Annotated in this window: 13 protein-coding genes; 5 read left to right on the top strand and 8 right to left on the bottom strand. The window is 38.1% G+C overall.

What is annotated here, in order from left to right:
• Positions 1 to 185: 185 nt before the first annotated feature.
• Both PCNPT3_RS09620 and PCNPT3_RS09615 read left to right on the top strand, forming a co-directional pair.
• Positions 186 to 2,300, top strand: a complete 2,115-nt coding sequence (locus tag PCNPT3_RS09620; RefSeq protein WP_015465680.1) for an ATP-dependent nuclease — start codon at positions 186 to 188, stop codon at positions 2,298 to 2,300.
• A complete protein-coding gene (locus PCNPT3_RS09615) occupies positions 2,300 to 4,045 on the top strand; it encodes a UvrD-helicase domain-containing protein (protein WP_015465679.1) in 1,746 nt (581 codons plus the stop codon). The genes PCNPT3_RS09620 and PCNPT3_RS09615 overlap by 1 nt, the downstream gene beginning before the upstream one ends.
• Positions 4,046 to 4,136: 91 nt before the next feature.
• Here PCNPT3_RS09615 and PCNPT3_RS09610 read toward each other — a convergent pair whose 3' ends face one another.
• From PCNPT3_RS09610 to rsxA, 8 genes are read right to left on the bottom strand one after another with little or no spacing between them, the layout of a single operon-like run.
• Positions 4,137 to 4,457 carry an ATP-binding domain-containing protein gene (locus PCNPT3_RS09610; protein ID WP_269571709.1) on the bottom strand — a complete coding sequence of 107 codons (321 nt, stop codon included), beginning with the start codon at positions 4,455 to 4,457 and terminating at the stop codon, positions 4,137 to 4,139.
• Complete coding sequence (gene nth, locus PCNPT3_RS09605) at positions 4,433 to 5,068, bottom strand: endonuclease III (RefSeq protein ID WP_015465677.1); 636 nt, start codon at positions 5,066 to 5,068, stop codon at positions 4,433 to 4,435. Before nth ends, PCNPT3_RS09610 begins: the two co-directional genes overlap by 25 nt.
• Positions 5,065 to 5,799 carry an electron transport complex subunit E gene (locus tag PCNPT3_RS09600; RefSeq protein WP_015465676.1) on the bottom strand — a complete coding sequence of 245 codons (735 nt, stop codon included), beginning with the start codon at positions 5,797 to 5,799 and terminating at the stop codon, positions 5,065 to 5,067. The genes nth and PCNPT3_RS09600 overlap by 4 nt, the downstream gene beginning before the upstream one ends.
• Positions 5,799 to 6,431 carry an electron transport complex subunit RsxG gene (gene rsxG, locus PCNPT3_RS09595; protein WP_015465675.1) on the bottom strand — a complete coding sequence of 211 codons (633 nt, stop codon included), beginning with the start codon at positions 6,429 to 6,431 and terminating at the stop codon, positions 5,799 to 5,801. Before rsxG ends, PCNPT3_RS09600 begins: the two co-directional genes overlap by 1 nt.
• Positions 6,431 to 7,483, bottom strand: a complete 1,053-nt coding sequence (rsxD, locus tag PCNPT3_RS09590) for an electron transport complex subunit RsxD (protein ID WP_015465674.1) — start codon at positions 7,481 to 7,483, stop codon at positions 6,431 to 6,433. The genes rsxG and rsxD overlap by 1 nt, the downstream gene beginning before the upstream one ends.
• Entirely contained in the window at positions 7,483 to 10,002 is a 2,520-nt protein-coding gene (gene rsxC / locus PCNPT3_RS09585) for an electron transport complex subunit RsxC (RefSeq protein WP_015465673.1), read from the bottom strand. The genes rsxD and rsxC overlap by 1 nt, the downstream gene beginning before the upstream one ends.
• Positions 9,989 to 10,561, bottom strand: coding sequence for an electron transport complex subunit RsxB (gene rsxB / locus PCNPT3_RS09580; RefSeq protein ID WP_015465672.1), 573 nt, complete (start codon positions 10,559 to 10,561; stop codon positions 9,989 to 9,991). Before rsxB ends, rsxC begins: the two co-directional genes overlap by 14 nt.
• A gap of 13 nt (positions 10,562 to 10,574) precedes the next feature.
• Positions 10,575 to 11,153, bottom strand: coding sequence for an electron transport complex subunit RsxA (gene rsxA / locus PCNPT3_RS09575; protein WP_015465671.1), 579 nt, complete (start codon positions 11,151 to 11,153; stop codon positions 10,575 to 10,577).
• Positions 11,154 to 11,457: 304 nt separating this feature from the next.
• Between rsxA and nrdD the strand changes: the two genes are divergently transcribed.
• The 3 genes from nrdD (at position 11,458) to PCNPT3_RS09560 (ending at position 15,206) form a co-directional block, all read left to right on the top strand.
• Entirely contained in the window at positions 11,458 to 13,575 is a 2,118-nt protein-coding gene (nrdD, locus tag PCNPT3_RS09570; RefSeq protein WP_015465670.1) for an anaerobic ribonucleoside-triphosphate reductase, read from the top strand.
• On the top strand, positions 13,575 to 14,036 hold the full coding sequence (gene nrdG, locus PCNPT3_RS09565) for an anaerobic ribonucleoside-triphosphate reductase-activating protein (RefSeq protein WP_015465669.1): 462 nt from the start codon (positions 13,575 to 13,577) through the stop codon (positions 14,034 to 14,036). The genes nrdD and nrdG overlap by 1 nt, the downstream gene beginning before the upstream one ends.
• 198 nt (positions 14,037 to 14,234) lie before the next feature.
• A complete protein-coding gene (locus tag PCNPT3_RS09560) occupies positions 14,235 to 15,206 on the top strand; it encodes a chemotaxis protein CheV (protein ID WP_015465668.1) in 972 nt (323 codons plus the stop codon).
• Positions 15,207 to 15,345: the final 139 nt, after the last annotated feature.

Genomic DNA, 15,345 nt, shown 5'->3' with positions numbered 1-15,345 from the left:
TGATTGATCGAGATCTTTAGTTGATGTTTTGTATCGCGGTTTAATTTATTGGATTAAAATGACTGGAAAAAGGTTTGGATGTCCGATTTTTTTTCTCATAATAAATTGACATATCTCACACGTATTTAACCCTAAATACGTTAATATAAAATACATCATAAAGATAATCACTTAGGTAAAAATCTATGTATATCAGTCGCCTCTCAATTGTTAACTATAAAAACTTTGAGCAATCAAACTTTAATTTTTCTAAAGATTCTGTAAATACAATCATAGGAGAAAATGCTTCTGGAAAAACGAATGTTTTTCAAGCTATGCGTATTGTATTAGATGACTCTTTACCAATGAATGCAAAGTGCCTATCTAAAGATGACTTTCATCGGGGATTGGGAGAACCTTTTGGACATTGGATAGTCATTTCGATTTTTTTCGATGGATTGGGCGACTCTGAAGAAGAACATGTTTTATCAAATTACATTCTTAATGATGATGGAAAAAGTACGGCTACTGGTTCTGGTACATATTCGTTTATCTATAGACCCAAAGCGCATATACGGCAGGAAATGCACTTACTTAGTAGTCGCTATTCTGATAAAGATGAACGTACAGATGCAATTAAAAAATTTATTTCTAAGCAGTCGATTACACGAGAAACTTATGAGCCTGTAGCATTTGTTCGAACTAAGTTAGATTTTACTGATCAAAATGTTTATAAAAAAATAGTAGGTGACTTTGATAATTATATTTTTCCAGACCCTAACATGGAAGACAGTACAGAAATAGGGAACTATAAGCCCCCCTATTTTTCAATAGTGAAAGAAGTCGCTTGTACATATGTTAAAGCACTTAGAAATGTTGTTGCTGATTTAAAATATCACAAAACAAATCCGTTATATAAATTACTTACCCTAGAAAGTAAGCATATTGAAGACGAAAAAGATGTAGCAAATGATATTAGGAAGGTGAATGAAAAGATATCATCCATCCCTGAGATTGAAGCATTAAGTAAAAGTATTTCAAAGTCGTTAATAAACACAGTAGGTTCCACTTACTCTCCGAAGATTAATGTGTCATCACAGCTCCCTGAAGACTTTACTGAGCTTATTCAATCACTAGGTCTAATTGTAGAAGACTCAATTAATTATCAAGGAACAGGAAAGATAGAAGACCTTAGTTTGGGCGGAGCAAATTTAATTTTCTTAGCTTTAAAGTTATATGAATATGAAGCAATTCGGGATAATGAAGCACATATAACTCACTTTTTAATGATAGAAGAGCCAGAGGCTCATATTCATAATCACATTCAAAAAACTTTATTTGAAAACTTTAACTTTAAAAACACACAAGTTTTTGTATCCACTCATTCAACACAAATCAGCTCTGCTTCGAAGATATCTTCAATGAATATACTCGCTCGTAAAGAATCAAAAACAGAGGTCTATTTTCCTGCAAGTGGTTTGGATGAACCTAACGCACAATGCATAGAACGCTATTTAGATGCAGTACGAAGCGACATCTTATTCGCCAAGAGTGTAATACTCGTAGAAGGAGATGCGGAATTAATTTTAATACCTGCATTAGTCAGAGAAACTTTAGGTGTGAGTTTGGATGAAATGGGAATTAGTTTAGTAAAAATGGATGGGACAGTTTTCATTCATATTTCAGATCTTTTCCATAAAACCAGAATTAAAAACTATTGTTCTATCTTAACCGACTTGGATGCTTCATTTATTACTGATGAAGACTTTGCTTCAGACAAATATGTAAAATCTCAAATCGACGCAGAGAAGTCTGGTGCATTGAGAAAGGCTAAAATGAATGAATATATAAAAGATAACGAATATGTTGAAGCATTTTATGCTGAAAACACATTTGAGACAGAATTAGTCAGATACCCTGAAAATGTCCAATTATTCAATGATGTAGTAAAGACAAGTTATACAAAGGAAGCCGTTAGAGAGAAGGTCATAAACAATATATCTTCTAAGGATATGCCTCTTAGATATTACAGTACCCTGAAGTTTGCAAATAAAATTGGCAAGGGGTGGCTTGCTACAAAAATGATTGAGCATGTCAGTATTCAGAACGTAGTTCCCACATATATTTTGAAAGCAATTAAGTTTTCTTTAAGCCACAGGAATTTGAGCGAAATATGTTTAAAAATGATGGATTATAACATTAGCCAAATGGAAAAAAAGGAGCAAAAGAAAATAAACAGTAAATCTACTTTTGAAGCGAAGTTTAAAGCCTATAGGGAATTCTTTAAAAATGATTCCTTTATTAAATTCATGGATATCTAATGCCATACAGTAATTTAACTAAAGAACAAATGTCAGCAGTAACTTTTGAAGATAATTTATTACTTTCTGCTTGCCCGGGATCAGGGAAAACAAGGACTTTGGTTTCAAAGTTATATTACATTCTGGAAAATTCAGATAAATTATCCATTGGTAAGAAAAAAGTTATTGCAATAACTTACACCAATATTGCAGCGGATACGATTTCTGAGAGGCTACTTTCATACGGAATAAAAGATGACTCTCTTTGGGTAGGAACAATCCATTCATTTTGTTTACAATGGATTATCAAACCCAACATTAACAAAATACCAAGGCTAAAGCATGGGTATATTATAATAGATGAGTATGAACAAGAATCGAAGATGAGAGAGTTAAGAGAAGAATTCGAAATTGGCAATTATGATCCTATACAAACCGCCTTAGATTTGAATTATCAGCCTATCTACCCTAAAAATTCAGTTAAATATAATTTAGTAGTAGATTATCACAAGTACCTACGTGATAACGGCTATATAGACTTTGAGTTAATACTTAATATTAGCTACAAGTTATTAAAAATGTACCCTGCATTGTGCGATCGACTTGCTCTGTTAGTTTCTCACCTTCTTATTGACGAATACCAAGACATTTCAGAAGTTCAGTATGAGATTATTAAACTAATTATCATGAAAAGGCATTCTAAACTCACCTTAATTGGTGATAAAGAGCAAGCAATCTATACTGGCTTAGGGGCAATAGTCAAAGATAAAATAGAAATAGAAAACTATTTTGAAATAGATAATATTTGTGAAAAAAATCTTACATGGTGCTTTAGAAGTAGCCAAAGAATTATTGATTACTACAAAAAGTATCAAGATGACAAGCACGAAATAGAATCCAAGTCAGACTTAAAAAATTTCCACTCTATCGTTCATTTAGAAAATAATATAGATAAGACTCAGTTAGCAGACTACGTAATTGGAGTGGTAGAAACACACCTAAAACAAGGGATTAATGCGAATGAAATAGTAGTATTGTGTCCAAGTTGGTTTGGTGTAATAAATTTATCAAAAGAAATTGACCTAATGGACAAATCTTTTTCCATAAATGGCTTTCTGGTTTCGCCTATACCTAAGAACCAAGATAACATTTGGTTGAGTCTGATACGCCTAATGTTACTGAAACCTTGTATAAGCAATTACATAAATAGAAATAGGCTTGCAAATGAACTTTCAGATAACTTATACCATTCAGGTTCTTTAGGAAGCATACTTAATCCTAAGGTTATACTGAGAACGATAAATTCTCTTGTAATAGAGACCGACATAGAGATTGTAGAATGGATTAATTTAGTAATTGATTCTTTTTGCAATATTCTCAAGATAGACATAATCGGTAATTCTGTGGCAAAAGTAGGAAAATGTAGTTTAATTGATTCAGCGTTAGAGAGAATGAAAAAATATGAGATGCAATATAGAGCAAATGATCTACATAAATTTTTTTCAGCTTCTAATGGAGTCAAGCTAACTACTTGCCATTCAACGAAAGGAGATGAATACGAAGTTGTTATATGCACAGGCTTACTTAAAGGGAAGATTCCTAATTGGAACGATATTATTGGCTGTGACAACCTTCATCAAAACTATGTAGCTCGTCGGCTTCTTTACGTAATAGGATCGAGAGCTAAAAAGCATCTGTATATGATTTCAGAGAAAGGGTATAAAACTAAATCAGGGGCAGATTATGAAACAACAGCACAACTATAAAAGGCTAGAATACGGAGCGTGGGGCCAGCGCTTCGCGTTGACACACAACTTATGTCTGCTTACACCCGTAGTCACTCTCTAATGTTATAAATTATTTTTTGTTTTTTAGAAGATCAACCAAATAGCTATTACGTTTGTGAGAGTTGCTTGGTAGTTTTTTGAACTCATTAAAGTCTTGCTGTGCGCCAACAATATGAATTTCGCTCTCAGCTCTAGTAATAGCGGTATAAAGCCATGCTCTATCAACTATCATACCTTTTTGTAACGCTATAATCATTCGTGGGAATTGCGAGCCTTGCGCTTTGTGAAGCGTAAGGCAGTAACCTAATTCAATGCAGTCCAATACAGCCTGCTCTGCTTGTAGGTTGTTTTTTTGTTGTTTACTCTTTACGTTTTTTTTGGTGGAGAGTATTCACATAAATCTTCAATAATACAGCTACCACATCTGGGTTTTCTTGCGATGCAGGTATAACGTCCGTGTAATATTAACCAATGATGCACGTCGACTTTAAATTCTTTTGGGATCACTTTTAATAATTTTTGCTCTACTTGATCTACATTCTTACCCATAGCAAGCTTAGTGCGATTCGCAACGCGAAAAATATGTGTATCTACCGCGATAGTTGGCCATCCAAAAGCCGTATTTAAGACCACATTCGCTGTTTTTCGACCTACGCCAGGTAATGCCTCTAATGCTTCTCTATTTTCAGGCACGATGCTGTTATGGAGCTCAATTAGCATCTTGCATGCTTTGATAACATTACGCGCTTTAGTGTTATATAAACCAATTGTTTTAATATATTCTTTTAAGCCATTTTCACCTAAGGCATAAATCGCCTGCGCCGTATTGGCTATGGGAAATAACTTATCAGTTGCTTTATTAACGCTGACATCAGTTGCTTGTGCCGATAGGGTGACGGCTACGAGTAATTCAAAGGGACTACTGTAATTTAACTCTGTCTCTGGATGCGGGTTCTGATCGCGTAGACGAGTGAGTAATGTGACGCGTTTTAATTGATTCATTTAACGCTCGAATTCACAGAGCAATGATTTAATGTACTCTTTTGTTTATTCTTCACTTTGTTATCGATACTATTTTTTAAAGCAAGGATAAGCCCCATAATAATAAACGCACCCGGTGGCAGAGCCGCTAATAAAAAGCTGGTATCACTACTGTATAAAGTGTAAGTCAGTGTTTTTGCCCAATCACCTAACAGGGTTTCAATACCATCAAACAGAGTCCCTTGCGCGAGTATTTCACGCACGGTGCCAAGCAACAGCAGAACCGCTGTAAAGCCTAGGCCCATGGTTAAACCATCAAAGGCTGCATGTGCGACACTATTTTTAGAGGCAAAGGCTTCGGCGCGCCCAATAATAATACAGTTGGTAACGATCAATGGAATAAAAATACCTAAGGAAAGGTAGAGCTCATAGGTAAATGCATTCATGAGCAGTTGTACACAGGTGACAAGAGATGCAATGATCATGACAAAAATTGGGATACGAATAGCTTTGGTGACATGATGGCGTATTAAGGAAATCAGCGTATTTGAAGCTATCAATACGAAGAGAGTGGCAATGCCGAGTCCCAGTGCATTGGTCATTGTGTTGGTTACGGCGAGCAAAGGACAAAGGCCCAGTAATTGCACTATACCGGGATTGTTTTTCCATAGTCCCTGTAGCAATAATTCTTTATACACAGACTTTTCTATTTCAGTAGGATTTTCGTTAATATCCGTATTTTCGTTAGACATTATTTACTCCCACAATTAGGTGCTTGATTAAAGAGGAAATCTCTATTTTTTTGAAAATAAATTAAGGCATCTCGGATCGCCAAAGTAACGGCGCGTGGGGTGATTGTGGCACCTGTAAAAGCGTCAATATCGCCTCCATACTTTTTAACTTCCCAGCGTTTTTCTTGTGAGTTTTGATAAGATTTACCTTTAAAAACATCGATCCAACGCGATTTGTTATATTGAATTTTATCACCGAGTCCCGGTGTTTCAGTATGATGTAATACACGAACACCCGCTAAAGTGCCATTTTCAAAAATACCGATTGCCAGTTTTATTTCGCCCGAATAGCCTCTAAACGTACTACTTTCTAACATTAATGCAACGGGAAGTTTAGATTTTTTAGCAACAAATACTTTTTGTTGTATGCCTTTACCCAGTAATTCTGAGTCTTCCACAAGGAAGCAACTATTGACGATATCATTGTCATAAAGTGAGGCGGGGATCAGCTGCTCTATTGTATTGAGTAATGCTTTTTCTTCTTGCTGCGCAATGATAGGTTTAGTGAGTTGATTCACAACGGCAACAGCGCCAGTACAGATAATAGCAAAACCGGCTAACAACAGTGCATTTTGGCGGATGGTAGATAGCATTATGAACGTTCTCCATAAACTTTAGGCTGGCTATAATAATCAATCAAAGGCACGCACATATTCGCCAGTAATACCGCAAAAGCAAGTGCATCAGGGTAACCGCCAACATTACGGATCAAAACAACCAGTAACGCGATAAGTAATGCATATATAATACGTCCTTTTTGTGTCGTTGAGGCGCTTACCGGATCGGTTAAGATAAAAAAGCAACCGAGCATAGTCGCACCAGATAAAAGATGGAAAACAGGGGTGGGATTTAAGTCTGGAGCGTAAGCAAAAGCCACAAAAGAGAAGAAAATCAGGCCTAATAAGAAGCTTAAAGGGATAGTGAATTGAATAATACGTTTATATAATAAAACACAGCCACCGAATAAAAAACCAACATTAACCCATTGAATTGCTTGCCATGATGAATGCTTAAAAATATCACTGCGCAGAATTTCAGGCATAATAAAACCTGAATTGAGTGCTGTTTTAGTGCTGTCGAGAGGGGTTGCCATGCTTAAACCATCAATATTGCTGGTTAATTGTTGCAATGAATAACCATCGGCAGTAAAGCCTGTGAAAATGCAGCGTAGCTGATCTAAAAAGGATATCTCAATACTTTGTAATTCATGCATGGGGAGCCATGATGTCATTTGTACGGGGAATGCTATCAATAAAAGTACGTAGGCTGCCATTGCCGGATTAAAAATATTTTGACCTAGGCCACCATAAAGCTGTTTTACAAAAACAATGGCAAAAACGCAGCCGATCACAACGACCCACCAAGGAGAAAGAGGGGGGATCGAGATGGCAATTAAAATGGCCGTTAATAATGCGGTGTTATCTTTTAGGATACGGGCAATCGGGCGTTTACGTAGGTGCAAAATCGCAGCTTCACTGAGTAACGCCGTTGCGGCCGCAATAAAAATCTGGATCAGATTGGAAAAACCAAAATAATAACTTTGTATTGCAACACCAGGAATTAAACAGAGTATAACCCAGCGCATAATTTCAGATGTTTTACGTTGACGACGTTGATGGGGAGAGCTTGCATTAATAAAAGCCATTATTTATGTTCCTTTTGTGCTGCTTTTTTAGCTTTAGCGCGGGCGATGACGATTGCTATTTTTTCTTTTTTTATTTGCAGGTCACTTTTATCTGCATCTTCTGTAACGCTATGCTTCATTTCATTTTCTAATTTATTTTGTTGATATTTTCGGGCTTGTGCTTTGCGCTCTTTGCGCTCTGCAATGATCTTTGTATTATCTATTTCTGTTGCTGGGGCTGTCGTATCGTCTTGTTTTATTGCATTTTGTCGGGCTTCTTTTTTGGTTTTTGCGCGGGCAATCGCAGCTGCTACGCTAGCTTTTCGAGGATCGATTAGCGCGTCATTACTTGTTGATTGTTCTGGCGCATGATCTACGCTTTGCTCGCTACTCTTTTCACTACTATTAATCTCATTATTATCCGCACTCTTATCCGCACTCTGCCGTGCTGATTTTTTAGCTTTTGCGCGCGCAATCGCAGCCGCAACGCCAGCTTTGCGAGGATCGATGGGTTCGTTATTACTATTTGATTGTTCAGGCGCAGGATCTACGCTTTGATTGCTACTTGCATCGGTATTTAACAGGGCTGCTTTTTTAGCTTTGGCGCGCGCAATCGCTGCTGCAACGCTGGCTTTTCGAGGATCGATGGGTTCGTTATTATTATTTGATTGTTCAGGCGCATGATCGACGCTTTGATTGCTACTTGTATCTGTATTTAACAGGGCTGCTTTTTTAGCTTTGGCGCGGGCAATCGCTGCAGCAACGCTGGCTTTTCGAGGATCGATGGGTTCGTTATTACTATTTGATTGTTCAGGCGCAGGATCGACGCTTTGATTGCTACTCGTATCTGTATTTAACAGGGCTGCTTTTTTAGCTTTGGCGCGGGCAATCGCAGCCGCTACGCCGGACTTTCTAAGATCGATGGGCGCATCATTACTATTAGATTGCGCTGGAATTGATGTTTGCTCAGCACTTTGTAGCGCTTCTTTTTTAGCTTTTGCACGCGCAAGGGCGTCTGCAATAATATCTTTGCCACCATTTTGTGCTTGCATTTGTGCTTTACGTTTCTCTGCTGCCAATTTGTGCTTAGCTTGCCTGTCGATTTTTGATTGGATCAGCCTCGCTTCGCGTTTTTCATGACGTTGACGTGCAATATCAGCTTGCTGACTTTCTTTTTTTGCGGTGTGTATTTCGGCTTTAGCAATACGATAATAATCAACAAGAGGGATAGTACTGGGGCACACAAAGGCGCAGATCCCACATTCAATACAAGAAGACAGGTTGTAAGCTTCTAATTTTTTATGATCTTGGTTTTTAGCGTACCAAAGTAGTTGTTGAGGCATCAGCTCTACAGGGCAAGCATCAGCACAATAAGAGCAACGAATACACGCTTGTTCTTGCTCCGCCTCTGGCATCTCTTGGATAGTTGGCGCAAGTATACAATTACATTTTTTTGTAATGGGGCTTTGTAAATCTTGGATAGTAAAGCCCATCATCGGGCCTCCAATGATCACTTTTTGATCTGCACTCGGATTAAAATGATATTTATCGAGTAGATATTGGATAGGTGTGCCAATACGCACACTGACATTACCTTTTTTAGCAATAGCATCCCCCGTTAGGGTGACAATACGAGATGTCAAAGGCTTGCCATCAATAAGCGCTTCTTTAATTGCGAAGACGGTGCCTATATTTTGCATCACAATACCCAAATCAGTCGGATGTCTACCGATGGGGGTTTGTTTTCCTGTAATGATTTCAATCAGTTGTTTTTCACTACCAGACGGATAAAGTGTCGGGATCTTACGAATAATAATATGATTTTTTGTGGTATTAAGCGCTTCGGTGAGGGCTTCTATCGCTTGGGGTTTATTGTCTTCAATGGCAATGATCGTGAGTTTTGGATTTAGAATGTGTTGCAATACATTGATGCCGGCAATAATTTCATTTGCATGCTCTTGCATTAAGCGATCATCCGCACTGATGTAAGGCTCGCATTCTGCTGCATTGATGAGCAATAATTGTGTCGCCTCATGGCCTTTAAGTTTTAAATGCGTTGGGAAACCCGCCCCCCCTAAGCCCACAATACCGGCTTTTTGAATTTCGTCGATGAGAAAGTGGCTACTTTGCTGCCAATAAGGCAGAGGCTTTTCAATGTTAATGTAACGATCTAGTGCATCTGTTTTTATGATCACTGATAACGAGCTAAGTCCCGATGGATGTAAATCAGGATGTTTTTCAATAGCAACCACCACGCCAGAGCTACTGGCATGTTGCACCGCCATACCCGAATAAAGTTTCGTGAGTGCTTGGCCTTTTAATACACTATCACCGACATTAACCAGCAACTCGGGAACCTGTCCACGGTGTTCAACACTTATCACTAAAAAAGGTGCAATACCGGCATCTTCAATACTCGACTGATTACTTTGCTGTTTGTTTTCATCGGGGTGAATGCCTCCGTGAAATTGCCACAGCCGGCCAGCGTTAATATGCTTTAATTGCTTATCACTGAGTCTATTATTATTATTTTTTTTCATATACATGCTTAGTATCAGTTTTAGTGGGGATACGCTCTAGATTCCATTGCCAATTGTGTGTGTTTAATGAGATAGGTAGCATATCAATACAATCTGTTGGGCAAGGTGCGACGCAAAGTTCACAGCCCGTACACTCATCAGTGATCACGGTATGCATTTGCCTTGTCGCCCCTAAAATGGCATCCACTGGACACGCTTGAATACATTTAGTACAACCAATACATTCATCTTCACGAATAAAAGCCAATAACTTAGGTTTTGTTTCACCTTCGAGGGCTGCGGGATCAAGACCCATTCTTTGCGCCAGTTGAATCATGACCGCTTCACCACCGGGGGGGCATTTATTAATTGCATCCCCATTGGCGATAGCTTGCGCATAGGGTTTACAACCTGGATAACCGCATTGGCCACATTGTGTTTGTGGTAAAAGGGCATCAAGCTCTTCAACAATAGGATCAGATTTAACTTTAAAACGGATCGATGAGTAGCCTAATAACACCCCAAAAATCGCACCTAATAAGCCGAGTGTAAAAATGGCAATTGCAATATTTATAAGCATTTTGTTTGTTCCATCATTTGATCAGACCTGTGAAACCCATAAAGGCGAGGGCCATTAACCCGGCTGTGATCATTGCAATTGAGGAGCCTTGAAAAGGTAAGGGTACGTCAGAGGCGGCTAAACGTTCGCGCATGGATGAAAATAGAACTAAAACCAGAGAAAAACCAACGCCAGCACTAAAGCCATAAACAATCGATTCAACAAAATTGTGCTCGGCATTAATATTAAGTAATGCCAAGCCTAAAATGGCACAATTTGTGGTGATCAAAGGCAGGAAAATACCTAACAGTCGATATAAAGTGGGACTGGTTTTATGCATGACCATTTCTGTAAATTGTACAACAACGGCGATAACGAGAATAAAGCTTAAGGTTTGCAAATACATTAAATGCAGAGGCTGCAAAAGGTAGCTATTTACAATATAGGATAAGGCTGCTGTTAATGTTAAAACAAACGTCGTCGCAAAGGACATACCCACCGCGGTTTCAACTTTATTTGAGACGCCCATAACTGGGCATAAGCCAAGAAATTTGACTAACACAAAGTTATTGACGAGCACGGTGCCAAAAAAGAGTAAAAAATAATCAGTCATTAGAGTGTGATCCGGAGCGGGTTAGAATTGTTTTACCATCAGTAGAATTAATTATACCAAACTACTCCGCTAATAATAACAAGTGCACTAAGATTTTTTATTTATATTTTTTTTGAGCGTGAGTCATCACTATCAATAGATGTAAACGTGAATTAATAGGTACAAAAAGTGCAAGTAAAATCTTCTAAATTTAGATATATTTTTACATCTCAAAAAAGTTGATATGCATCAACATATCTATATGTAGTGTTATGTATAATCCTGCACCACAAGATGTAGTGTTACTTACTGTTTGGAGTCAAAAATGAAACCTGTAGTTATTAAGCGAGATGGTAGTCAAGTTCCTTTTAATGCATTGCGTATCGCAGAAGCGATTTTAAAAGCATCTGGGGCCGCACGTTGTAAAGACGTCGATGCATTTGCAATAGCCAAAGAGGTTGAGTTGCGTCTACAGGGACAAAAAGAAGTAGATATTCATCATATTCAAGATGCGGTTGAAGCAAGCTTGATGAAAAGTGGTCATATTGAATTAGCACGAGTCTATATTGAATATCGCCATGACAGAGATATCGCCCGAGAACGTAAAAGCCAACTAAATAGTGAAATACATGGCCTGATTGAGCAAAGTAATGCGTCACTATTAAATGAGAATGCTAATAAAGACAGTAAAGTGATTCCAACGCAGCGCGACTTACTTGCGGGTATCGTCGCCAAGCATTATGCCAAATCTTATATTTTACCTCGTGACGTTGTGCGCGCTCATGAAGCCGGTGAAATACATTACCATGATCTCGATTATGCGCCTTTTTTCCCGATGTTTAACTGTATGCTTATTGATGTTAAAGGCATGTTTACCCAAGGTTTTAAAATGGGTAACGCTGAAATAGAAGAGCCTAAATCAATTTCAACCGCAACGGCGGTAACCGCGCAAATTATAGCGCAGGTCGCAAGCCACATTTATGGTGGCACAACGATTAATGGTATCGATACGACACTTGCGCCTTATGTCACTAAAAGTCACCAAAAACATTTAGCAACAGCGAAAAAATGGGGCATTAAAGACGTCGAAGAATATGCGATCGCACAAACAGAAAAAGAATGTTACGACGCATTTCAATCGCTTGAGTATGAAGTAAATACGTTACATACCGCCAATGGGCAGACTCCCTTTGTGACTTTCGGTTTTGGTTTAGGTACTTCATGGGAAGCGCGATTAATTCAAACCTCTATTTTTAAAATTCGCATGGCAGGTTTAGGTAAAAACAAAAAAACGGCTGTTTTCCCTAAATTAGTGTTTGCGATAAAAGAGGGATTGAACTTAAAACCTAATGATGCCAACTATGATATTAAACAACTTGCCCTAGAGTGTGCATCAAAACGTATGTACCCAGATATTTTAAACTTTGATAAAGTGGTTTCGGTAACAGGATCGTTTAAAACGCCTATGGGTTGTCGTAGTTTCTTAGGTACCTATGAAGAAAATGGTGAGCTTATTCATGATGGACGTAATAACTTAGGTGTGGTGAGTATTAATTTGCCTCGCGTTGCATTACAAGCTAACGGCGATGAAAAACAATTTTATGTATTATTAGATGCCAGTTTGAAAATTGCTAAAAAAGCATTGGATACACGTATAGAACGTTTGTCAGACGTGAAAGCGAGCGTTGCACCTATCTTATATATGGAAGGGGCTTGTGGTGTGCGTTTAAAAGCGGACGACTGTGTCGCTGATATCTTTAAAAATGGACGCGCTTCAATTTCACTGGGTTATATTGGCGTGCATGAGGCGAGTAATGCCTTATTTGGTATTGAAAAAGATCTTTTTGATGATCCTATCAAACAAGAAAAAGCATTAAAAATGGTGCAATATTTAAAACAAGCCACCGAGGGTTGGACGCAAGAAAGTGGTTATGCATTTAGTTTATATTCCACACCTTCTGAAAACTTATGCGACCGTTTTTGCCGCCTAGATGCAAAACAGTTCGGTATCATTAAAGGTGTGACGGATAAAGGCTATTACACCAACAGTTTTCACCTAGATGTTGAAAAAGCAGTTAACCCGTACGATAAATTAGACTTTGAAATGCGTTATCCTGACATCGCAAGTGGCGGGTTTATTTGCTACGGCGAGTATCCAAATATGCAAAACAACTTAAAAGCGTTAGAGGATGTTTGGGATTATAGTTACAGCCGCGTGCCTTATTACGGGACCAATACACCCATAGATGACTGTTATGAGTGTGGTTTTCATGGTGAGTTTGATTGTACCAGTAAAGGCTTTGTTTGCCCTAGTTGTGGCAATTCAGATGCTGAAAAAGTATCTGTTATTCGCCGTGTTTGTGGCTATTTAGGTAGCCCCGATGCGCGCCCGTTTAATGAAGGTAAACAAGAAGAAGTGAAACGTAGGGTAAAACATTTATAATGAATTATGGTCAGTATTACCCGGTAGATGTGATAAATGGAGTGGGCACGCGTTGCACTCTTTTTGTCTCGGGTTGCGTGCATGCATGTCGAGGTTGCTACAATAAATCAACGTGGTCTCTTTGCTCTGGTCATCTATTTGATATGGCAATGGAAGATCAAATCATTAAAGATTTAAACGATACGCGTATAAAAAAGCAAGGGTTAACCCTGTCTGGAGGCGATCCTTTGCACCCTTTAAATATAGATGCCGTCTTACAACTGGTGCAACGCGTTAAAGCGCAATGTATTGATAAAGATATTTGGGTTTGGACGGGTTATAAACGGGATGAACTCGATGCGCGCCAGCGACAAGTATTAACCTATATTGATGTGTTGATAGATGGAAAATTTATTCAAGAACTCGCTGATCCCAATTTAGCTTGGCGAGGTAGTTCTAATCAAATCATTCATTATTTATAAAGTTATCATTTAGTAATAGATGCCTCCAAAAAAGCCTTTTGTACTTACAAAAGGCTTTTTTGTTATTGAGCCCGGAGTCTGAAAGTGAAGATAATAAGATGCGGATCATATTAACCATATAAAATAGAATACACTGACTTCCATTGTCGAAAATGTTAACTACGCTTAAACACATTATTGGCAAGTAGGAAGATTAACATGGCAAGTATGATTGAAACTGTAGATAAACGCACCAATTTAGTGGGACAAAATCGACTAGAATTATTACTCTTTCAATTACAGGGTAACCAATTATTTGCAATAAATGTGTTTAAAGTTAAAGAGGTGGTACCGATGCCTCGTTTAAATAAATTACCTAATGCACATGAAAAAATAATCGGGATTGCGACGATCCGAGGCGAATCTATTCCGGTGATTAATTTACGTGAAGCCATTGGTTTTCGCCCGTTGGAGATGACGGCAGAATGTAACTTGATCATCACTGAATACAACCGCACCGTGCAAGGATTTTTGGTGGGTAAAGTCGATCGCATTATCAATATGACGTGGGGAGAGATAATGCATCCGCCGACAGGCGTGGGCCGAAATCATTATTTAACAGCGCTAACACGTATTGAGCACCCGGATCACACCGAATTAGTCGAAATTATTGATGTTGAAAAAGTATTAGCTGAAATTGTTAATTATCAATACTCTATTTCTGACGGCGTCGTTGATGATGAAATAAAAGAGGAATTTCAGGGCATTAAAATATTGCATGCAGATGATTCATCAACCGCGCGTAAACAAGTTTCTACGACACTTGCGCAATTAGGTGTTGAAATTATACCGGCTTGCGATGGGCAACAAGCGCTGACTATATTATTAGGCTGGGTTGAGGAAGGTAAGAAGATAGAAGATGAAATTTTAATGTTGATAACAGATGCAGAAATGCCCATCATGGATGGTTATCGTTTGACCTCAGAAATACGTAAGCATCCAGAACTTAAAGACATATATATTGTATTAAATACGTCGCTAAGTGGCAGTTTTAATCAGGCCATGGTAGATAAAGTGGGCTGTAATGCGCTTTTATCTAAATTTCAACCGGATCTTTTAGTCAAATCGGTACAAAAAAGATTAAAAATAAAACTTGGTAAAGAGAGTGATGACGAAGATGTAGAAGAATAAAAAGGCGTTTATTGATGGAAAAAAAAGGTAATTTATATTACCTTTTTTTATGGGTGAAGATAAAATATTTTTTAAATAAAGGCTACGCCGTTGTATTTTCAATGATGATATTCTCCTTTTCTATTGCACATTAGAGTCG

The sequence above is a fragment of the Psychromonas sp. CNPT3 genome, from assembly GCF_000153405.2.
Classification (GTDB): domain Bacteria; phylum Pseudomonadota; class Gammaproteobacteria; order Enterobacterales; family Psychromonadaceae; genus Psychromonas.
The sequence above is the reverse complement of the archived record's forward strand: the minus strand, read 5'-3'. Positions and strand labels throughout refer to the sequence as shown.